The 20,196-nt window shown below is 57.7% G+C and carries 17 protein-coding genes; 6 read left to right on the plus strand and 11 right to left on the minus strand.

What is annotated here, in order from left to right:
- Positions 1 to 121 precede the first annotated feature (121 nt).
- Positions 122 to 1,957 (plus strand): DNA polymerase III subunit gamma/tau, encoded by a 1,836-nt coding sequence (locus B5F38_RS07695; protein WP_087408711.1) that lies wholly within the window; start codon positions 122 to 124, stop codon positions 1,955 to 1,957.
- 54 nt (positions 1,958 to 2,011) lie between these two features.
- Here the strand turns inward: B5F38_RS07695 and B5F38_RS07700 are convergent, their stop codons facing one another.
- Positions 2,012 to 2,473, minus strand: coding sequence for an Lrp/AsnC family transcriptional regulator (locus tag B5F38_RS07700; RefSeq protein ID WP_087408712.1), 462 nt, complete (start codon positions 2,471 to 2,473; stop codon positions 2,012 to 2,014).
- 177 nt (positions 2,474 to 2,650) lie between these two features.
- On the opposite strand from B5F38_RS07700, the gene B5F38_RS07705 reads away from it, so the two are divergent.
- The gene (locus tag B5F38_RS07705) at positions 2,651 to 3,937 is read left to right on the plus strand and encodes an O-acetylhomoserine aminocarboxypropyltransferase/cysteine synthase family protein (RefSeq protein ID WP_087408713.1); all 1,287 of its coding nucleotides are present in this window, start codon (positions 2,651 to 2,653) and stop codon (positions 3,935 to 3,937) included.
- Between the two features lie 114 nt (positions 3,938 to 4,051).
- Here the strand turns inward: B5F38_RS07705 and thrC are convergent, their stop codons facing one another.
- Genes thrC through thrA form a run of 3 tightly spaced genes read right to left on the minus strand, consistent with a single transcriptional unit; the run spans position 4,052 to position 9,026 of the window.
- On the minus strand, positions 4,052 to 5,356 hold the full coding sequence (thrC, locus tag B5F38_RS07710) for a threonine synthase (RefSeq protein ID WP_087408714.1): 1,305 nt from the start codon (positions 5,354 to 5,356) through the stop codon (positions 4,052 to 4,054).
- An 11-nt stretch (positions 5,357 to 5,367) separates the two neighbouring features.
- Positions 5,368 to 6,576 (minus strand): cofactor-independent phosphoglycerate mutase, encoded by a 1,209-nt coding sequence (locus B5F38_RS07715; RefSeq protein WP_087408715.1) that lies wholly within the window; start codon positions 6,574 to 6,576, stop codon positions 5,368 to 5,370.
- Between the two features lie 14 nt (positions 6,577 to 6,590).
- On the minus strand, positions 6,591 to 9,026 hold the full coding sequence (gene thrA / locus B5F38_RS07720; RefSeq protein ID WP_087408716.1) for a bifunctional aspartate kinase/homoserine dehydrogenase I: 2,436 nt from the start codon (positions 9,024 to 9,026) through the stop codon (positions 6,591 to 6,593).
- A 575-nt stretch (positions 9,027 to 9,601) separates the two neighbouring features.
- Between thrA and B5F38_RS07725 the strand changes: the two genes are divergently transcribed.
- Entirely contained in the window at positions 9,602 to 10,648 is a 1,047-nt protein-coding gene (locus tag B5F38_RS07725; protein WP_087408717.1) for a type I asparaginase, read from the plus strand.
- A gap of 60 nt (positions 10,649 to 10,708) precedes the next feature.
- On the opposite strand, the gene B5F38_RS07730 is transcribed toward B5F38_RS07725, so the two are convergent.
- From B5F38_RS07730 to B5F38_RS07745, 4 genes are all read right to left on the minus strand, one after another.
- The gene (locus B5F38_RS07730) at positions 10,709 to 11,155 is read right to left on the minus strand and encodes a DUF1648 domain-containing protein (RefSeq protein WP_087408718.1); all 447 of its coding nucleotides are present in this window, start codon (positions 11,153 to 11,155) and stop codon (positions 10,709 to 10,711) included.
- Between the two features lie 27 nt (positions 11,156 to 11,182).
- On the minus strand, positions 11,183 to 12,208 hold the full coding sequence (locus tag B5F38_RS07735) for an FAD:protein FMN transferase (RefSeq protein ID WP_087408719.1): 1,026 nt from the start codon (positions 12,206 to 12,208) through the stop codon (positions 11,183 to 11,185).
- A gap of 9 nt (positions 12,209 to 12,217) precedes the next feature.
- Positions 12,218 to 12,784 (minus strand): manganese efflux pump MntP family protein, encoded by a 567-nt coding sequence (locus tag B5F38_RS07740; RefSeq protein WP_087408720.1) that lies wholly within the window; start codon positions 12,782 to 12,784, stop codon positions 12,218 to 12,220.
- A gap of 376 nt (positions 12,785 to 13,160) precedes the next feature.
- Positions 13,161 to 14,228 (minus strand): hypothetical protein, encoded by a 1,068-nt coding sequence (locus B5F38_RS07745; RefSeq protein WP_087408721.1) that lies wholly within the window; start codon positions 14,226 to 14,228, stop codon positions 13,161 to 13,163.
- A gap of 126 nt (positions 14,229 to 14,354) precedes the next feature.
- Here B5F38_RS07745 and B5F38_RS07750 point away from each other — a divergent pair, with 126 nt between their 5' ends.
- A complete protein-coding gene (locus B5F38_RS07750) occupies positions 14,355 to 15,356 on the plus strand; it encodes a hypothetical protein (protein WP_087408722.1) in 1,002 nt (333 codons plus the stop codon).
- A gap of 10 nt (positions 15,357 to 15,366) precedes the next feature.
- Positions 15,367 to 17,484: a S8 family serine peptidase gene (locus B5F38_RS07755; RefSeq protein ID WP_087408723.1), complete on the plus strand. Its 2,118-nt coding sequence runs from the start codon at positions 15,367 to 15,369 to the stop codon at positions 17,482 to 17,484.
- A gap of 115 nt (positions 17,485 to 17,599) precedes the next feature.
- On the opposite strand, the gene B5F38_RS07760 is transcribed toward B5F38_RS07755, so the two are convergent.
- Genes B5F38_RS07760 through B5F38_RS07770 form a run of 3 tightly spaced genes read right to left on the minus strand, consistent with a single transcriptional unit; the run spans position 17,600 to position 19,078 of the window.
- The gene (locus tag B5F38_RS07760) at positions 17,600 to 18,091 is read right to left on the minus strand and encodes a hypothetical protein (RefSeq protein WP_143240937.1); all 492 of its coding nucleotides are present in this window, start codon (positions 18,089 to 18,091) and stop codon (positions 17,600 to 17,602) included.
- A 23-nt stretch (positions 18,092 to 18,114) separates the two neighbouring features.
- On the minus strand, positions 18,115 to 18,483 hold the full coding sequence (locus tag B5F38_RS07765; RefSeq protein ID WP_087408725.1) for a hypothetical protein: 369 nt from the start codon (positions 18,481 to 18,483) through the stop codon (positions 18,115 to 18,117).
- 43 nt (positions 18,484 to 18,526) lie between these two features.
- Positions 18,527 to 19,078, minus strand: coding sequence for a sigma-70 family RNA polymerase sigma factor (locus tag B5F38_RS07770; protein ID WP_087408824.1), 552 nt, complete (start codon positions 19,076 to 19,078; stop codon positions 18,527 to 18,529).
- Positions 19,079 to 19,283: 205 nt separating this feature from the next.
- Between B5F38_RS07770 and zupT the strand changes: the two genes are divergently transcribed.
- Complete coding sequence (gene zupT, locus B5F38_RS07775; protein ID WP_087408726.1) at positions 19,284 to 20,078, plus strand: zinc transporter ZupT; 795 nt, start codon at positions 19,284 to 19,286, stop codon at positions 20,076 to 20,078.
- Positions 20,079 to 20,196: the final 118 nt, after the last annotated feature.

Consider the following 20,196-nt stretch of genomic DNA (forward strand, 5'->3'; position numbering starts at 1 on the left):
CTCGAAAAGGCGGCTCGGACAGCTCGCCCCCTCTACTCGTGCACGACAGGCAGGGCAATTTGCCTCCCGAGTCATTGCCGCACGGAGTAAAAAGACATAGAACAGAACTTTAAAACACGATATGGACGACTATATTGTTTCGGCACGGAAATACAGGCCCTCGACCTTCCGGTCGGTGGTAGGTCAGAAAGCACTTACTCAGACCCTCAAAAACGCCATCGACTCGAAAAAGCTGGCTCATGCCTACCTCTTCTGCGGTCCCCGCGGCGTAGGCAAGACCTCGTGTGCCCGCATCTTTGCCAAGACAATCAACTGCTTCCACCCCACCGAGTCGGGCGAAGCCTGCAACGAATGTGAGTCGTGCCGCGCCTTCAACGAACAGCGTTCCTACAACATCATCGAGCTCGACGCCGCATCGAACAACTCGGTCGACGACATCCGCGTCCTCATCGACCAGGTGCGCATACCGCCTCAAATCGGGCAATACAAGGTCTTCATCATCGACGAGGTGCACATGCTCTCGACGGCGGCCTTCAACGCATTTCTGAAGACCCTCGAGGAGCCGCCCCACCACGCCATCTTCATCCTGGCCACGACCGAGAAACACAAGATTCTCCCCACCATCCTGTCGCGCTGCCAGGTCTACGACTTCCAGCGCATCACCACGGCCGACATCGCCGAACACCTGCAATATGTCGCTTCGCAAGAGGGCATCACCGCCGAACCCGAAGCGCTCAACGTCATCGCCCAAAAGGCCGACGGCGGTATGCGCGACGCCCTCTCGGTATTCGACCAGGTGGTGAGCTTCTCGGGCGGGCACATCACCTACAAGGCGGTAATCGACAACCTCAACATACTCGACTACGAATACTACTTCCGGTTGGTCGATGCCTTCCTGCAGGGCAACGTGCCGCAAGCACTCATGATTTTCAAGGAGGTGCGCGACCACGGCTTCGAGGGGCAGTTCTTCGTCAGCGGTCTCAGCCGCCACCTGCGCGACCTGCTGGTATGCAAAGACCCCACCACGCTACCCCTGCTCGAGGTGAGTGCCTCGGTGGCCCAACGCTATGGCGAACAGGCTCAGAAGTGCCCGCTCGCCTTCCTCTACCGGGCCATGGAGCTGAGCAACCGCTGCGACCTCGACTACCGCATAAGCAACAACAAGCAGTTCCTGGTGGAGCTGACCCTGATACAAATCTGCCAGATTCTTCACCCGGTCAGCGTCCCACCTCAGGAACCGCCGTTGCAAAAGATTACCCCGGCCGCTCCGGGCAGTGCACCGGCCGCACAACCGCATCAGGCTCAAGCCCCGGCTCAGCCGCTCCCCCAGGTACAGGCCGTGCCGCAACAGCCGCAACAGCAACAACCCCGGCCCAATCCGGCACAGGCACAAGCTCCGGCAGCACAGACGTCGGAACCGCAGGCCACCTATCGGGCCTCGACCATACGCCCCACAGCCCCGGCCCACAAACCAATGGCGCCGGCACAACCCAACCCGACGAAAAAGGCGGCCCCGGCACGCATCTCCATTCACCAGAAACCGGTCGAGGCGGCCCCGGAGCAACAGGCTCCCACGGTACAGCAGGAGGTGCTCGACACCCCCTTTACCGAAGAGGCGCTCAATGCGGCCTGGCTCGCCTATACCCAAACCATCCCTACCGAGGTGGTGCTGGTCAACACCATGAAGAGTTGCCTGCCCAAGCTGACCGACCCCCGCACGTTTGTCGTGTCGGTCGACTCGCAAATCCAGGTCAACGTCATCAACGAACACCTCTACGAGCTGATGACCTTTTTGCAGAAATCACTGAAGAACAACCAGTTTTCCATGCAACTGCGTGTCAACCAGCCCGGTGAGAAAGAGATTATCTTCAGCCCCAAAGACGTACTGATGAAGATGATCGAGAAGAACCCCGACATCAAAAACTTCTACGACACCTTCGACCTCGAAATCGCCTGATGCCGCCGGGACGTTTCACATCCCCTGCCCCAACCGGACAACCGCACCGCCCCGTCACAGGGGGATACCGTACTCGTGTTTCACCTCGTCCATCACAAAGGTACTCATGAGCGACCCCATGCTGTCGATGGTGCCCAACACGTTGAGGATGAACTCCTGGTAATATTTCATGTCGGGGGCATGAATCTTGAGCAGATAGTCGTAGTCGCCCGAGATGTTGTAGCACTCGGTCACCTCGGGAATCTCGCGCACGATGCGGGTAAACTCGAGGGCAATGTCGCGGTTGAGCCGACGCAACTTCACGCTGCAGAAGACCACGAAACCCCGGTTGAGTTTCTCGGGGTCGAGCACCGCCACATACTTCTTGATGTATCCGTTGGACTCGAGCCGCTTCACCCGCTCGAAAACCGGCGTGGGCGACAGGTTTACCTGCGCCGCCAACTCTTTGGTGGTGAGGCGCGAGTTACTTTGCAAGACCCGCAAAATCTGCAAGTCGGTTTTATCCAGTATCTCCATAGAATGCTATTCTCCGGGCCGTTGCTCTCGGCCTGTTAAACATGGGATTTATTCTTAATCAGTGGACAAATATAGATATATTTTCCATATTTCCGAATTTACTTGTTCGATATTTCCAGAAATCATAGTTTTGCAAGTACAAACATTTATACTCAACCGATAAAAACAGAACCGAATATGGACCCGAAGAAACTGCATTTCGAAACGCTCCAACTCCACGTGGGACAAGAGCAACCCGACCCGGCCACCGACGCACGGGCCGTACCCATCTACCAGACCACCTCGTATGTATTTGCCGACTCGGCCCACGCCGCCGCACGCTTCGACCTGAAGGAGCCGGGCAACATCTACGGCCGTCTGGGCAATCCTACCCAAGACGTACTCGAGCGACGCATCGCCGCACTCGAGGGGGGTGTCGCCGCCCTGGCCGTCGCCTCGGGAGCTGCCGCCGTCACCTATGCCATTCAGAATCTGGCCGTCGCCGGCGACCACATTGTCGCCGCCAACACCATCTACGGAGGCACCTACAACCTGCTCGACCACACACTCCCCGCCTACGGCGTGACCACCACCTTCGTCGACCCGTCCGACCTCTCGAACTTCGAACGGGCCATACAGCCCAACACCAAGGCGGTCTTCATCGAGACGCTGGGCAACCCCAACTCGGGCATCATCGACATCGACGCCGTGGCCGAGATAGCTCACCGCCACCGCATCCCGCTCGTCATCGACAACACCTTCGGTACCCCCTACCTCATCCGCCCCATCGAACACGGGGCCGACATCGTGGTACACTCGGCCACCAAGTTCATCGGCGGCCACGGCACCTCGCTGGGCGGTATCATCGTCGACTCGGGCCGCTTCGACTGGGCCGCCTCGGGCAAATTCCCCCAACTGAGCGAACCCGACCCCAGCTACCACGGCTCCCGATTTACCGACGTGGCCGGAGCCGCCGCCTACGTCACCCGCATCCGGGCCGTGATTCTGCGCGACACCGGCGCTGCCATCAGCCCCTTCAACGCCTTCCTGCTGCTGCAAGGGCTCGAGACCCTCTCGCTGCGTGTCGAACGCCACGTCGAGAATGCCCTGCGCATAGTCGATTTTCTGGCCCATCACCCCAAGGTAAAGAAGGTCAACCACCCGGCTCTGCCCGACCACCCCGACCACGCCCTCTACGAGCGCTACTTCCCCCACGGGGCAGGCTCGATATTCACCTTCGAAATCAAGGGGGGCGAAGCCGAAGCACACCGATTCATCGACAGCCTCGAAATCTTCTCGCTGCTGGCCAACGTGGCCGACGTGAAATCTCTGGTCATCCACCCCGCATCGACCACCCACGCCCAGCTGACCGACCGCGAGAAAGCCGAACAGGCCATCTACCCCGGCACCATACGCCTCTCGATTGGCACCGAACATGTCGACGACCTCATCGCCGACCTCTCGCAGGCTCTCGACCGGGTATAAACACAAACGGCACTACACACAAAATAAGGGTGTGCCCTCATTGGGTACACCCTTTTACTTTCAAAATCGAATATTTTTCTGGATTCCCTGTCAGGCCCAGAATGACCAACCGCCTTACTGCTGATTGAGCAGGAAGTGCTTAAAGGCGTTGAAGCCGACAGGCATCAGGATGCTCTGTTTCTCGCCCTGCATGAATTTGCGCAACTTCTCGGGCATGGCAATCGTCTCGCCTACGGCGTCGCTCACGGTATCGAGGAACTTGGCGGGCGAAGCGGTTTCGAGGCAGATGCCTATTTCGCCAGGTTGCAAGCCATCGACCAAGGCCTGGTAACCGCAGGCACCGTGGGGATCGAGCAGGTATTGCTCGCGACGGAAGGTGTCGCGCATAGTGCGGCGTATCTCGTCGTCGGTATAGCTTACGCCGCTGATGTCGGCACAGATGGCCTCGTGCGAATGGCTGTAAAGGTCGAGTATGCGGGCAAAGTTGCTGGGGTCGCCCACATCCATGGCGTTGGCGATGGTGGCAATCGAGAGGCGCGGGTCATACGAGCCCGTGCGCAAGTATTGCAGGAATACGTCGTTGCGGTTGTTGGCGGCGATGAAACGCTTCACGGGGAGCCCCATGCGCTTGGCTATGAGTCCGGCAGTGAGGTTGCCGAAGTTGCCGCTGGGCACGCTGAACACCACCTGCTCGGGGTGCTCGACCATGCCGCACAACTGGGCATAGGCATAGAAGTAGTAGAAGGCCTGGGGCAGGAAGCGGGCCACGTTGATGGAGTTGGCCGAGGTGAGGTAGAGTTTCTCGTTCAGCTCGGGGTCCATGAAGGCACTCTTCACCAGCGCCTGACAGTCGTCGAAGGTGCCGCTCACCTCCAGGGCGGTGATGTTGTGGCCCAGCGTGGTGAACTGTTTCTCCTGTATCTTACTCACCTTGCCCTGCGGATAGAGCACGAAGACCTTCACGCCGGGCACGTCGAGGAAACCGTTGGCCACGGCACTGCCCGTATCGCCCGAGGTGGCGACCAGCACATTGACCTGCCGTTTCTCCTGCCGGTTGAAGTAGCCGAGCAGACGTGCCATGAAGCGGGCCCCCACATCCTTGAAGGCCAGCGTGGGGCCGTGGAAGAGCTCCAGGCTGTACCGGTTGTCGGCCACCCGCACCAGGGGAATATCGAAGTTGAGGGCGTCGAACACGATCTCTTGCAGCTTGTCGGCCTCGACATCCTCGCCGAAGAAGGCTTCGGCCACCACAAACGAGATTTCGCGAAGCGTCATCTCCTTCATGTTTTGGTAAAAGGCCGGGGGAAACCGGCGAATCACCTCGGGCATGAAGAGCCCTTTATCGGCAGCCAGTCCCCTGACCACGGCATCGTGGAGAGAGACCGGCGAAGTTTTTTTGTTGGTACTATAAAATTTCATGGCTCATTTATTTACTCTCGAAAGAACGCTTTCATAAACTCGTCGCCAGCCAACGAACCATAGGCTCCACGAGCCGCGCTGAACTCGTCGTAACGGGTTACATCGTCGGGCTCGACTCCGGGCTTGCAAATCACGAACGGCACGGGGGCCGCCGTGTGGGTGCGCACCCGGCAAGGCGTGGGATGGTCGGGCAAGAGGGCGATGGCTACCGGCTCGTCCATGCGGGCAACAGCCTCGATAAGCGGTTTCAGCACGCGGTGGTCGAGATACTCGACCGTGCGGAGCTTCAGCGCCACATCGCCTTCGTGGCCTGCCTCGTCGCTGGCCTCGATATGCAAATATACAAAATCGTGTGCATATAACGCATCGATTGCGGCCTGAACTTTTCCTTCATAATTGGTATTGTAGAGTCCCGTGGCTCCCTCGACCTCGACGGGCTGCAAACCGGCATAGACGCCGATACCCCGGATGAGGTCGACGGCCGAGATAACCACCCCGCTGCGTATGCCGTAGCGTTGGGCCAAGGTCTCCATGCAGGGCTTGTAACCCGGCGACCAGGGCCAGATGCTGTTGGCGGGGTCTTTCCCCTCGGCCACACGCCGCAGGTTCACGGGGTGCGAGGGCAAAATCTGCTGCGAGCGCAGAATCAGCTCGTTCAGGCGGTCGGCTGTAGCCGTGGCCTCGGGCACCAGAGGGCGCACCATCACGTCGCGGAAGGGGGTACCGGGCACATCGTGCGGCGGGGTGCAGTCGACCCGCTTGTCGCCCCCCTTGAGCTTGAGCAGATGGCGATACGATACCCCGCGGTAGAAATTGGCATCGCCGCCTCCCAACTCCCGTTGCAGGAAATCGACGAGTTCGCCGGCCTCGGCGGTCGTGATGTGACCGGCCGAGTGGTTCTTGATGAGGCCGTTTTCGATACAGACGAGGTTGCAGCGCATGGCCATCTCGCCCGGCTCGATGTCGACCCCCATACTGGCCGCCTCCAGCGAGCCCCGCCCCTCAAATACGCGGTCGAGGTCGTAGCCCAGCACCGCCAGATTGGCGATTTCGCTGCCGGGATGGTAGCCTTCGGGTACGGTTTTCAACATTCCGCAACGACCGTGAGCGGCCAGCCAGTCCATGGCGGGCGTATCGGCAGCCTGCAGGGGCGTGCGTCCGCCCAGTTCCTCGATGGGCTCATCGGCCATGCCGTCGCCCAATACTATGATGTGTTTCATGACAAACTCCTTTTTTATCGAATGTTGGCAATTCCTATTATATCGGCAAAGACACCGGCAGCCGTCACCTCGGCCCCGGCTCCGTAGCCCTTGATAACCATGGGATACTCGCGGTACCGCTCGGTGGTAATGGAGATGACGTTGTTGCTCCCCTCGAGGTGGTAGAAGGGATGGGCCGAATCGACCTCGCGCAGCCCCACCTCCACCTTGCCGTGGTCGAGCGTGGCCACAAAGCGCAGCACCCGACCCCGCTCGGCCACCTGCCGGCGATAGGCCTCGAAGGTGGCATCGTAGTCGGGAATCGCCCGCCAGAAGTCGTCGAGGCTCCCGGTGAAGTACGATTCGGGAATGAAGAGATGCTTCTCTACATCGCTCTGCTCCACCCGATAACCGGCCTCACGGGCCAGTATCACCAATTTGCGGATGACATCCTGTCCGCACAGGTCAATACGGGGATCGGGCTCGCTGTACCCCGCCTCCTGCGCCATGCGCACGGCACGGCTCAGGGGCACCTGCCCGCTCACCACATTGAATATGTAGTTGAGCGTACCCGAGACAACCGCCTCGATCTTGAGTATCTTGTCGCCGCTGTTGATGAGGTTGTTGATGGTATTGATGATAGGCAGCCCCGCCCCCACGTTGGTCTCGAAGAGGTACTTCACATCGCGCTTGCGGGCGGTCTGCTTCAGCTCGCGGTACAGGTCGTACGAACCCGAGGCTGCAATCTTGTTTGAGGCCACCACCGATACGTTGTGGTCGAGCAGCGAGCGATACAGCGCGGCAATGTCGGGGCTGGCCGTGCAGTCGACAAATACCGAGTTGAAGATGTTCATGGCGATAATCTCGTCCTTGAGCCGCTGGGGCGAAGAGGGTGTACCCTCGCGGTCGAGCAACTCGATGCCATGTTCGATGTCGATACCCTCGCGGTCGAAAAGGCATTTGCGCGAGTTGGCGATACCCACCAGCCGCAACTGCAAGGCCTTGGTCTCGAGCAGCCGCTGCTGCTGTTTGCAAATCTGTTTCAGCAGGTCGCGCCCCACGGTCCCCACCCCAGCCACAAAGAGGTTGAGCACCTGCGACTCGGAGAGGAAAAACGAATCGTGTATGACGTTGAGAGCCTTGCGCAGACTGTCGCGGGCAATGACAAACGAGATGTTGGTCTCCGACGCCCCCTGTGCACAGGCTATCACATTGATACCGTTGCGACCCAGCACGTTGAACAGCTTGCCCGCAATGCCGGGCGTGTGTTTCATGTTCTCGCCCACGATAGCCACGGTAGCCAGCTCCTTCTCGGCCTCGATCGAAGAGATTTCGCCCACGGCCATCTCGCCCTTGAACTCCTCGCGCAGCACCCGCACGGCCACATCGGCATCGGCATTGCGCACGGCAAAGGTGGTATTGTTTTCCGACGAAGCCTGCGACACCAGAAAGACACTGACCCCCGACCGGGCCAAGGTGTTGAAGATGCGCGAGTTGATACCGATTACCCCCACCATGCCCATGCCCGAGAGGGTGATGAGGCAGGTGTCGTTGATCGACGAGATGCCTTTGATGGCTTTCCCCTCGAAGTGCGAATGGTCGGCCGAGATGAGGGTACCGGGGGCCGACGGGTTGAACGTATTCTTGATGAGGATAGGGATATTCTTGTGAAAAACCGGATAGATGGTGGGCGGGTAGATGACCTTCGCCCCGAAGTTACAGAGCTCCATCGCCTCGGTAAACGAGAGGTGCTCGATGACATAAGCGGTGTTGATAACCCGCGGGTCGGCCGTCATAAAGCCGTCGACATCGGTCCAGATTTCGAGTTGCGAGGCACCGAGCGCCGTAGCCAGGATGGATGCCGTGTAGTCCGACCCACCCCGGCCGAGGTTGGTCACATCACCTGTGATGCGGTCCGACGCAATGAAGCCGGGCACCACGGCCACCCGGGGCAACTCGGCAAAGTAGCGTTTTACCAGCTTGTTGGTCTCGTCGAAGTCGACAATGTGCTTACCATACTGGCGGCTGGTCTTGATGAAAAAGCGGGCATCGTAGTGAACCGCCCCCTCGATGACCCGACTCACGATGAGCGACGAGAGCCGCTCGCCGTAACTCACAATCGTGTCGAGCGTCTTGGTCGAGAGGTCTTTGATGAGCGACACCCCCCTGAAGATATTGCCCAGTTCGCCCAACAGCGGGTCGATGAGGGCCAGCAGCTCGAGTTGTTTCGCCGGCTCTACGGCCTGCTGCACCATCGTCTTGTGACGCTCGACAATGGCTCTGAAGTGGCTCTCATAGCCATCACCGCCCACCACGGCCACCCGGGCAGTCTCGATCAGGCGGTCGGTAATTCCACCCAGAGCCGACACCACGACGATAACCGGCTCGTGACAACTCTCTACTATCTGTTTGACACTCGACATGCTCTCGACCGAACCTACCGAAGTGCCTCCGAATTTCAATACTTTCATATCTGCACTATTCTATCGGCGCAGCTTCGCACCCCTTGGAGAGAGAGCAAGCCACACCCGTTCAAAAAAAATTTGGTTGAAAAACTATATCGCAACGGTCTATCGACACAAAAAACAACATCCTCCCCCCTAAGGGGTGGTACCCGTTGCGTGCATGCAGTTACAAAATAAGGTATACAGCCGTTCGATCATGGCGTTCTCTTTTTCGGAACCGACACCCCGGAGTTTCACAAACGGCAGGGTGGCCGGCCAGATTGATATAAAACATCTCTTGTTTTGCAAAAGTAATCTTTTTTTTGATTTTCCAGTCGAACAATCACAAAATGATTTAAAATAATCCTGTTCGTTTTACAATTTTATATTTTCAACGGGTTTTTAAACGGCATTTTGAAATTATCTTTTTGCCACGAAACAATCGCCTGGACAAAGAGGCACAAAGTTTTCGCCCGACAAAATGTTATTTTCTCCCGCAAATGATTATTTTTGTAGAGCCAAACAGGAGGCTGGGGTGCAAAGTTGCATCGTCTCCGGAACATGGCGGCACACGCTTGTTTCACTTTGTAAAACCATTGTGTATGTCTGAAAATATAACATCGGTTCTTATCATTTACACCGGTGGTACCATCGGAATGGTAGAGAACAGCCAGACGGGAAGTCTAGAACCGTTCAACTTTCACCATCTCCTCGACAAGGTCCCCGAGTTGAGACAACTCGGATTCTCCATCTCGACCGTACAATTCGAGCCCCCCATCGATTCGTCGGAAATCGAACCCGACTCGTGGGTGAAACTCGTGCACATCATCGCCGACAACTACGACCTGTTCGACGGCTTTGTCGTGCTGCACGGTACCGACACAATGGCCTACACGGCTTCGGCCCTGAGCTTCATGCTCGAGAACCTCAACAAGCCCGTCATCCTCACCGGCTCGCAACTGCCCATCGGCATGCTGCGCACCGACGGCAAGGAGAACCTCATCACCGCCATCGAAATAGCTGCCGCCAAAAACAGCGCCGGAGAACCGCTGGTACCCGAGGTGTGCATCTTCTTCGGCAACCACCTGTTGCGTGGCAACCGCACCACCAAAATCAGTGCCGAGAGCTTCAACGCCTTCGTGTCGACCAACTACCCGCCGCTGGCCCAGGTGGGCGTGCACATCCACTACGACGAGAACCAGATCGCCCGCGTCACCCACAAACCGCTGCGTCCCCACTACCTGATGAACACCAACATCGTGGTGCTGAAACTATTCCCCGGCATCTCGGAGCAGACCGTACGCTCGATACTGAACATCCCGGGACTGAAGGGGGTCGTGCTCGAAACCTTCGGGTCGGGCAACGCACCGGTCAAGGAGTGGTTCCTCAACCTGCTCAAGGAGGCGGTAGACAAGGGTATCGTTATCGTCAACGTGAGCCAGTGCATGGGCGGCACCGTGCAGATGAGCCGCTACGGCACGGGCAGCAAGCTCGAAAATGCCGGCGTGGTAAGCGGATACGACAGCACCACCGAGGCGGTGCTCACCAAGCTGATGTTCCTCTTCGGTCACGAATACCCCTCGAAGGTGGTCAAGGAGAACATGAACTGTTCGCTCAGCGGCGAGATTACCCTCACGCTGCACAACTGAAACCCGACAATCTTATTTCATTGAGATAGCCGTGAGGCGAAGCGCAAAAGCAGCTTGGCCTCACTTGTTTTTGCCCACTTGCGACCAGCCGGTCACGATGATAAAGGGAACGGCCAGAGCAATAGCCAGAATCAGGAAGAAACTAATCTCCACCACCTGGGCTACCCCCAGCGTGAGGTAGAGGAAGAGAGCCATGACCAGAACCTTGATGCGGTAGACGATGCGCGACATCTGGCGATAGGCCTGCTCCCGGTTCTCGTCGGTTATCTCGACCGGATAGTTACAATGCCGGGGGTGATGCTGCACCCAGGTGAGCAGTCCATACAGCACCAGAGCTATCGCGGGCAGCAGAAGTGCCGTTGAGGCATCGCCCCAGCTATCCACTTCGCCCCGGGCATTAAAGTGCAGGGGCACTTCGGACCGATTGTCGAACTGGATCCACACACCTACCACAAAAGAGGCAAGCAGGAAAAACCATGCCGGTGTTTCTCTCCAAAATCGTTTCATGGCAATCTTCTTATTATCCGGGTTATCTTACTTTTTCAAGATCAGTTTCTGCATGCCGGCAGTCACCCAGCAGTCGATGCGAGCCGTATCGGTAGGATTCTGGTAGAGGAAGAGCGCCTCGATGCCCGGCAGCGAATCGACCAGTGCCCGGCTGCGCTCGAGCCCCATCACCATGAAAGCCGTGGCGTAGGCGTCGGCCGTCATGCAGTCGGGGGCCAGCACCGTAGCACTCAGCAGCGAGTGTTGCACGGGATAGCCCGTCACCGGGTCGATGGTGTGGGCAATGCGTTTGCCGTCGACCACGCGGTAGTTGCGGTAGTTGCCCGAGGTAGCCAGTCCGCCCCCGGTCATCTGCAATACCTCTTCGATGGTACCGGCCTCGCCATCCTCGATGGTCGGGCGGTTCACCCCTACCCGCCAGGGCTTCCCCTCGGGATTGCGGCCGCGCACCACCATCTCGCCACCGATTTCGACCATGTAGTCGTCGATACCGCGGTCGGTAAGCAACTGTCCTATCACGTCGCAGGCATACCCCTTGGCAATGGCCGAGAAGTTGAGGGTCACCAGCGAGTCGCTCTTGACCACCCGATGGTTCTCAAGCGAGAGCTTGTTCATGCCCACATGGGCCAGCAGACTGTCGACCTGCGTCGAGTCGGGGAAGATACCCTTCTTGAACCCGAATCCCCAGGCATTGACCAGCGGCGATACCGTGGGGTCGAAGGCTCCGCCCGTGCGACGATAGACCTGTTGCGAGGCGGTAAAGACATGCTCGAACCACGCATCGGTCTCGACCGGAACACCCTGGTTGACCCGCGTGATGAGCGACGTGTCGTTGAAGGGCGAAAGCGAACCGTCGAACCGCAGGAGCTCCTGCTTGATGGCCTCGGCCAACGACTCGTCCGACCGATAGGTGATGTGGTAGAAGGTACCGAAGATGAGCCCCTCGTCATACTGGTAGGTATTCTTTTCGCAACGGCGCATCGTGCTGGCCACCAGAAAGACCACCAGAAACAGGACCACCGCTACCCACGAACGTGCATATCGTCTATCCATAACCGACTCTTAAAAATAGATATGTTCCAACAGAATTTTTATCCCCAGGCCGATGAGAATCACCCCACCCAGCACCTCGGCATAGTTATGTATGTGGCGGCCAAACTGGCGGCCCACCCACAGCCCGGCAATCGAGAATACAAAGGTGACACCGGCAATGACAATCGTAGGGAGCAGCATCGACATGTTGAGGAAGGCAAACGAGATGCCCACCGCCAGCGCATCGATGCTCGTAGCCAGCGAAAGCCCCACGAGCGTACGCGTATCCGAAGGGTCCATGCAGCAGGGCTCCTCCTCGTTTTTGCGAGGCCAGCCCTCCCAAATCATCTTCGCTCCCAGGAAGAGCAACACCCCGAAGGCCACCCAATGGTCATACGCCTCGATATAGCTTTTGAAACCGATGCCCAGAGCCCAGCCGATGAGCGGCATGCCCCCCTGAAACAGAGCCATAAAGGCGGCTATCTTCAAGACCCGCGACCATTTGAAGGGCTTCAGCAGCACGCCCGAAGTCAGCGATACGGCAAAGCTGTCCATACACAGCCCCACCGCCAAAACAAAAAGTGCTAATAGCGACACAAGTTATTCGAATTATTGTTTCACCACAAAGGTACAAAAGTTCCCGGCTCGCCCAATACTCACATCGGAACAATTTACACAGAGCGGGGGAATCGCAGCTCACGAGAGTTGCGGTTCCTCCGCTGTCACACACATAACACAGTATATATAGAAAACACCTCACGGTGCGGAACGGTTCACGGGAGAGCGAAAACCACAGTGTCCCGACCGGCACACAAGAGCGGTGCCTGTATCTCTAAAACAAGCCTCTACCCGTTTTGTTCGTCATCGCGCCGGTTTTTCTTTCGGCGGCCCCAGCCGGCACAAAAAACACAACGCCCGGAGGGATACCCCCGAGCGTTGCGACGTTTCATACAAAATCTATGTTTCAAGCGTTTTACTTGCGCAAAATCACGTAGCAATAGTCTTTATTCAGAATCAACGAGTTGGAGCCGTAAGCCGTCGTGAAGGTGGCAATGATACCGTTGGCACGACCGTTGGTCTCGTAGAGGTCAAAGGCAGCCTGAGCATCGGCCAGGTCTTGCACCTTGTCGCCGAAGGCATCGGTCACATAAATCGAGGTGAGGGTACCCAGATTGTAGTCGACATAATTCTCGAGCATATCTTTCCACCGGGTGATGGTCTGGTCGTTCTCGGGTACATAGACCGAGATTTCGAGAATCGTCTCCAGAGTCTTGTCCGAGTCGAAGTAGGCCGTGTAGCTGTTGCCCTTGGCATCGATAGCACTGTCGAAATAGATATACGACATGGCGGTACCGAAGAGAACCTTGTTGCCGATGGCGTAATACTCTTGCAGAACCTCGTCGATGTTACCGCCCACATAGCGGCCCAGCGTACTGAAATCGAGGGCCAGATAGTTGCGGCAGAGCTCTACCCTGAATTTATCCTTGTCCATCACGGGACAGCAGTAAACCGTCTTTTGAATGCCGAAAATGGGGAAGATAAGCATATTGGCCTCCGAGGTCAACAGCGGCAGAGTCTCCTCGGTCGTCTGCTTCACACCCCCTTCGCCGGTCGTGTAATCCTTGAATTTCGTTCCCAGGAACGTACCCAGTTTCATGTCACGGAACGAAGTGACCAGACTCTCCCAAACGGCAGCATCCTGTCCGGCCGACTGTCCGGCAAGCTCCATCACGATCGAAGTCACGGTAGTACCGTCGACCGCAACCGTGGCTTTATACCGGTTGCCCTTCTGGTCCTGCACATAGAGGGTGCGATTCTCCTGGTCTACCGTAGCACCGGCGGCCGCACTCCACACCTCGTCGATACCTTGGTTCACCAGGGCCGAGAGGTCGGCATAGGTTGTCTCCCAATAAACGGTCGTATCGTCTCCGCCCGGAGGGGTTACCGTGGGTTCTTCGCTTTTTTGGGAATCTTCGCTGCATGCCGCAAAAACAAAAAGTGACATAAATATGCAGAAATACGAAGCAAATTTCTTTTTCATAAACCTTAATTATTAAATATTACTACTATTTTCCTTTTCCTCTTTCCAAAATAACAACTTTTCTTCTTTACTTTGCCGGCGCAAAAATAGAACTATTATTACAAATTCATTTAAGAGGATAGGATTATGAAGAATTTTTATCTTATTTTAAGTTGCTGCATCGTATTTTTATTCCCTGCCCAGGCTCAAGAGTTCTCGGGCGATAACTTCAACGGCGCCTGGGAGAGCGACGGAGGCAGCCAAAAGGAACAACCCACAGGCTGGCACTCACTCTACTCCAACGTGAGCGGCCTCGTCAGCATGAAAGCCGGCACGGTCTCCAAGGGAGGCGACACCACCGATGCCTACCCCATCATCGAAAACACCTTTGCCGGCGCCAACGTATTCGGCACGAAGTACGGCTATGTGATTCCCGGCATCCTATCGCTGGGCACCCCCTGGCTCTATGTAAACACCACCTACTACACGGCAGCTACCGGCGACCTGGGCGTTGACGGCGGCGTGGAGTTCACGGCCCGTCCCCAGAAGATTACCTTCAAGGCCCAATACTACAACGCCCCCACCAGCGACATCGACGATGCCGCCCACATCGCCGTATATCTGTGGAAAGGCAGCGCCTCGTCGACCGACATCAGCGGTGCCTCGCACACCGACGAGATGAGCGCCGTACTGGCCGGTAATGCCGGAGCCACCCTCATCGGGTCGGGTTCGCTCACCATCGACAACGACATCGACGCCTTCGAAACGCAAGAGGTGACTATCGACTACCTCTCGGACGAAACGCCCGAGAAGATGAACATCGTCTTCTGCGCCTCGAACTACCTGAGCAAACGCCCCGACCAACCGCTCGAAGTAGCCGAGGGCAACTACCTCTACATCGACGATGTGGCCGTGGTATACGGTTCGGGCATCGACGAGGCTACGTCGGCTCAATTCGAACTGACGGTTACCCGCGAAGGCTTCTCGGTCAACCAGAACGAATCGCTGCCGGTTGCCATCTACACCACCGACGGCCGACTGGTCAGCCTGGGACAGACCAACAACGGGCTGTATGCCTTCCCCTTCGCTCCGGGTCAAATCTATCTTGTAAAAATAGGGAACAACACCTGCAAGGTGTGCGCCCTCTAAAGCCTAACCCATGAACAAAATTCATTGCTGCGCCATGCTGCTGGCAGGAGCTCTCCTGCTCAACGGCCTGGCTTGCCGGGCCGACGACTCCAAGTTGTCGGCCTCGTCGCGTCAAATGCTCGACCAGACCCGACACACCGATACCCGTCTGAAATCGACAACCCGGGAGGTTCCCTTGCGGCTCCTGCTCCAGTGCGATGCCTCGGCTACCGAGGCCGACCTGCTTGCGGCCGGAGCCCGCTCGTGCGTATCGCTGGGCCTTGGCTTCTACACCGTGCAGACCGACCGCGCCCAGCTCGACCGATTGCTGCAACAGCCGTTTGTCCTGCGGGCCGAACTCTCGCGCCAGGCCACCCCGTCGCTCGACCAGGCCCGTAGCGAGACCTTCGTCAACCAAGTACAGAGCGGCGAATCACTTGTCTCGCCCTTCACGGGGAGAGGTGTCGTGTTGGGATTCGTCGACTCGGGCTTCGACGTGGCCCACCCGGCCTTCCGCTCGGCCGAAGGCGACACCCTGCGCATCGTGCGATTCTGGAACCAGATGAACGACCGGCTCTTGACCACCCGCGAGAGTATCCTCGCCGAGGGTACCGACAACGCCGAGCAGACCCACGGCACCCACGTGGCCGGTATCGCGGGCGGCGAATACTTCGGCCCCGTACAGACCTCGGCCACCACGTCGCTCGACCGCAACCCCTACTACGGCGTGGCCTACGATGCCCGCCTGGTGATGGTGGGCTCGACGCTCGAAGATACCGACATTCTCAACGGCATCCAGTACATCTTCAGCTATGCCGACTCCATCGGCTGCCCGGCGGTAGTCAACATCAGCCTGAATACCTCGTACGGGCCGCACGACGGAACCTCGCTCTTCGACCAGGCCATCGACGCACTGGTGGACAAGGGGCACATTCTGGTAGGCTCGATCGGCAACGATGCCAAAAACAAGGCTCACGCTTCGATGACGCTGACCGACGGTTCTACCCCGGTGCGTACCTACTTCAAACCTACGGGCTACGAATCGAATACCTTCGAGGTCTGGGGGCAGACCGACGGCTTTGCCGTGACCCTCTCGCTCACCGACTCGCAAGGGACTGCGGTATGGAGCTGTACGGCCGACGGTGCCGACCAGAGCTTTGCCGTACCCGACGACTACAACTACTCCGAAGGGGGCGAGATTGCCTGCTACACCGAGTTGTGGAACGGCTCGCGACGCATGTATCGGATTGCCCTCAACAACCTGAACCTGAAAGGATATAATATCGAGGTAAGCGTCGAGGGCCAACCCCAGCACATCGACCTGTGGACCGACAAGAACAGCGGACAGTTCACCGACAACGGCAAGAGTTCGCACGTGAGCTACGACACCGAATACACGCTGGGCGAACTGGGTGGTACCGGCCGACGCACCATCTCGGTGGGCAACTACACCACCCGCAACGTCTGGACCAACTACTCGGGCAACAAGCAATCGATGCTCATCGACTACCCGCTGAACAAGATTAACTACACCTCGAGCTGCGGCCCGAGCGCCGACGGACGGGTAAAACCCGACGTAACGGCCCCCGGCGGCATGATATTCAGTGCCGTGTCGTCCTACTCCGACTACTACAAGGAGAGCAGCGCCAACACCGTAGCCTCGGCTACCCTCGACGGGAAGAGCTACTTCTGGGGGCAGATGACGGGGACCTCGCAGGCCTCGCCTTTCGTGGCCGGAGTCATAGCCACCTGGCTCGAGGCCAACCCCGAGCTATCGCCCGAGGATATTCAACTGATTCTGAAAAAGACCGCCCGCTCCGACAGCTACACGGGCACCTGCCCCAACCCGGTCTACGGCTATGGCAAGATTGACGCCCTGGCCGGTATCGGCGAGGTGTTGTCGCCCAGCGGCATAGACCGTCCGACCTCTGCCGGTAAACCCTACCGTCTCTATCGCGACGGCATTCTCTTTACTGAACAGGCCGGCCGTACCCGCATCGTACTGACCAGCCCCGACGGCATCGTACGCTACGACGCTACCGTCGAGACCACCCCGGGCTCTCGCATCGAGTGGCAGGCGACGGGCGTTCCTGCCGGGCTCTATATCGTACGCATCGGCAGCCACGGCGAGAAGGTGCTCGTGCGCTGACCGTGCAGCCTCTGACCCGCAAACAACAAAAGAGGGATTTCCACCACACCGGTAGAAATCCCTCTTTCGTTATCTTGTCATGCGCCCCGCCCGCGCCCGGGCCGGATGCTGCGGGTTATTTGCCCCGCCCCTTGTGCTGGCCGTTCTTTCCGCCATGCCACTTCATCATGGCACGCGGGAACTTCATCTGGGCATTCTTGAACTTGAAGAGCTGCTCGCTCGAGAGGAAGCTCTTGAACTTGTCGTAATACTCGCGGTCGAGCTGCGCCATCTTCTCGTCTTTCTCGAGCAGAGCCTGGGCGGCTTTTTCATACTCGGTATCCGATACGGTACCCTTCGCATGAGCTACCTTGCGGGCAAAGTCGCGAGCCTCCTTGTCGATTTTCCACTTCTTCGACTCCAGCTCTTCATAGAGGGTAAAAAACTGCTGGGCCTCCTGCTCGGTGAGCCCGATTTGCTTCGTCATGTAATCGCGACGGAACTGGCAGAACTGCTCATACTGGGCCTTGCGTTGTTCATTCGATTTGCCGGCCTTGTTCTGAGCCGCCAGCGACAAGGGCAATCCGCAGGCGAGGATTACCCACATTATCAAAACTACTTTCTTCATAACCAATGTTCGTTCCATTCTTGTTAATAATCGCCCTCGGTATACAGCATCTCATACGCCGTGTAATCGTCGACGTAGTGGGCAAACCACTCCTCCTCGACGGTACCCTCTTCGGGTGCCGAGGCGGTCATCTCTACCTGAGGGGTCTCGCCTTTCTCTACCGAGAAGATACCGGTAAACATCTTGAGCATGAGCCACACGCCCGCAAACATGGCGGCCATATAGACCCACGGCCTTACCCGCAGCCACAGCGTAGGTTGCTCGGGCATCGGGAACTCCCGCTCGGGCAGACTCTCGACCATCTTCTCGGTGAAATCGGCAAAATAGTTTTCCGGAACCTTCATACCGTGTTTCCGGCCGATTTCATCTAATATGGGACTCTTCTTTTCCATAGCTACACCTTTTGTTTGTTAGACGGGAAATGAGTGAAAAGGTTTAAATATGTTCATGCAGATATTCTTCTATTTTTTTGGCGGCATGGTGATACGAGGCCTTGAGCGCACCCACCGAGGTGCCCATGATTTCGGACATCTCCTCGTATTTCATCTCGTCGAAATAGCGCATGTTGAAGACCAGCCGCTGCTTCTCGGGCAGCCGCACGATGGCCTCCTGCAACAGCCGCTGGGCCCGGTCGCCGTCGAAGTATTCGTCGCTCTCGATATTGAGCAGCAGGAAGTCGTCGGCATCGTCGGCCTTGAGGTTGCGCAGCTCGCGCTCCTTGGCCAGAAAGGTGAGGGTCTCGTTCACGGCTATGCGGTAGAGCCAGGTCGAGAGCTTGGCGTCGCCTCTGAAGTATTCGATGCTGCCCCAAGCCTTCAAAAAGGTATTCTGCAACAAATCGTTGGCGTCGTCGTGCGAAAGCACCATCTTCCGTATCTGCCAGTAGAGTGGCTGGCTGTACCGCTCTACCACCCGGGCAAAAGCCTGACGCACAGTGGCCGGATTTTGTAGTTGCTCGATGACAATATCTTCGTTATACTCTTGCATAATCTCTACTTTGCGGCGATAAAGATACACAGAGCGTGCGGTTTGTTCCTAACATATCTTGCTCTTTTTTGTTATTTTTATTATTCGATTTCGACCGTAAAGCCATTTAATACATTACATTTGTCGCCTCGACACGAGGGGATGCCCCCTGCCCGGACTCCCGGCGCCGGCACCGCTCCCCCCACACCTTTTTATATTGAAGATTATGGAAACAAGTTCGATCCTCCTGGCCTTCGTGCTGACGATGATCGCCGGGCTATCGACCGGCGTGGGGAGCCTCATCGCCTTTTTTGCCAAGCGCACCAACACCAAGTTTCTCTCGGCCGCCCTCGGATTCTCGGCCGGAGTCATGGTCTACATCTCGTTCATGGAGCTGATGCCCGAGGCACTGGGCATGCTGGGCCAGCAGATGAGCCCGCGCATGGCCCACATCTGCATGCTGGCCGCCTTCTTTGCCGGCACCTCGTTTATCGCCCTCATCGACTTCCTCATCCCCGAAGACGAGAACCCGCACGAGATACACCGTGTCGAGGAGCTCTCCGACACCCGCCGGTTGCAACGCACCGGAGTGCTCATGGCGCTGGCCATCGGTATCCACAACTTCCCCGAGGGACTTGCCACCTTCGCCTCGGCACTGGGCAACCTCGACATCGCCATCCCCATAGTCGTGGCCATCGCCATACACAACATACCCGAAGGCATAGCCGTGTCGGTACCCATCTACCAGGCCACGGGCAGCCGCAAGAAAGCCTTCTGGTACTCGCTCTCCTCGGGTCTGGCCGAGCCGGTAGGGGCCCTCATCGGCTTCCTCTTCCTGCTCCCCTTCTGGACCCCCCTCATCCACGCCCTGCTGCTGGCCTTCGTCTCGGGTATCATGGTCTTCATCTCGTTCGACGAATTGCTGCCCGGCGCCGAGAAATACGGCCATCACCACTACGGCATAGGCGGCGTCATCACCGGCATGGCGGTCATGGCCTTCAGCCTGCTGCTCTTTTTGTAGGGTCGACGCTCCCAAAAAATCACTATTAGTGAGGATTGCGACAACCACTTTTCCGATGTTACTTTGCCACCGTTAATTCACGGGGAGGTTCCACCGCTGTGCCTCCCGGCAAGGTAAA

It is taken from the genome of Barnesiella sp. An22, assembly GCF_002159975.1.
Taxonomy (GTDB): domain Bacteria; phylum Bacteroidota; class Bacteroidia; order Bacteroidales; family Barnesiellaceae; genus Barnesiella; species Barnesiella merdigallinarum.

Coding starts and splice junctions, on each gene's coding strand:
- B5F38_RS07695 (WP_087408711.1), top strand. CDS start 122: ATGGACGACTATATTGTTTCGGCACGGAAATACAGGCCCTCGACCTTC.
- B5F38_RS07700 (WP_087408712.1), bottom strand. CDS start 2,473: ATGGAGATACTGGATAAAACCGACTTGCAGATTTTGCGGGTCTTGCAA.
- B5F38_RS07705 (WP_087408713.1), top strand. CDS start 2,651: ATGGACCCGAAGAAACTGCATTTCGAAACGCTCCAACTCCACGTGGGA.
- thrC (WP_087408714.1), bottom strand. CDS start 5,356: ATGAAATTTTATAGTACCAACAAAAAAACTTCGCCGGTCTCTCTCCAC.
- B5F38_RS07715 (WP_087408715.1), bottom strand. CDS start 6,576: ATGAAACACATCATAGTATTGGGCGACGGCATGGCCGATGAGCCCATC.
- thrA (WP_087408716.1), bottom strand. CDS start 9,026: ATGAAAGTATTGAAATTCGGAGGCACTTCGGTAGGTTCGGTCGAGAGC.
- B5F38_RS07725 (WP_087408717.1), top strand. CDS start 9,602: ATGTCTGAAAATATAACATCGGTTCTTATCATTTACACCGGTGGTACC.
- B5F38_RS07730 (WP_087408718.1), bottom strand. CDS start 11,155: ATGAAACGATTTTGGAGAGAAACACCGGCATGGTTTTTCCTGCTTGCC.
- B5F38_RS07735 (WP_087408719.1), bottom strand. CDS start 12,208: ATGGATAGACGATATGCACGTTCGTGGGTAGCGGTGGTCCTGTTTCTG.
- B5F38_RS07745 (WP_087408721.1), bottom strand. CDS start 14,228: ATGAAAAAGAAATTTGCTTCGTATTTCTGCATATTTATGTCACTTTTT.
- B5F38_RS07750 (WP_087408722.1), top strand. CDS start 14,355: ATGAAGAATTTTTATCTTATTTTAAGTTGCTGCATCGTATTTTTATTC.
- B5F38_RS07755 (WP_087408723.1), top strand. CDS start 15,367: ATGAACAAAATTCATTGCTGCGCCATGCTGCTGGCAGGAGCTCTCCTG.
- B5F38_RS07760 (WP_143240937.1), bottom strand. CDS start 18,091: ATGAAGAAAGTAGTTTTGATAATGTGGGTAATCCTCGCCTGCGGATTG.
- B5F38_RS07765 (WP_087408725.1), bottom strand. CDS start 18,483: ATGGAAAAGAAGAGTCCCATATTAGATGAAATCGGCCGGAAACACGGT.
- B5F38_RS07770 (WP_087408824.1), bottom strand. CDS start 19,078: ATGCAAGAGTATAACGAAGATATTGTCATCGAGCAACTACAAAATCCG.
- zupT (WP_087408726.1), top strand. CDS start 19,284: ATGGAAACAAGTTCGATCCTCCTGGCCTTCGTGCTGACGATGATCGCC.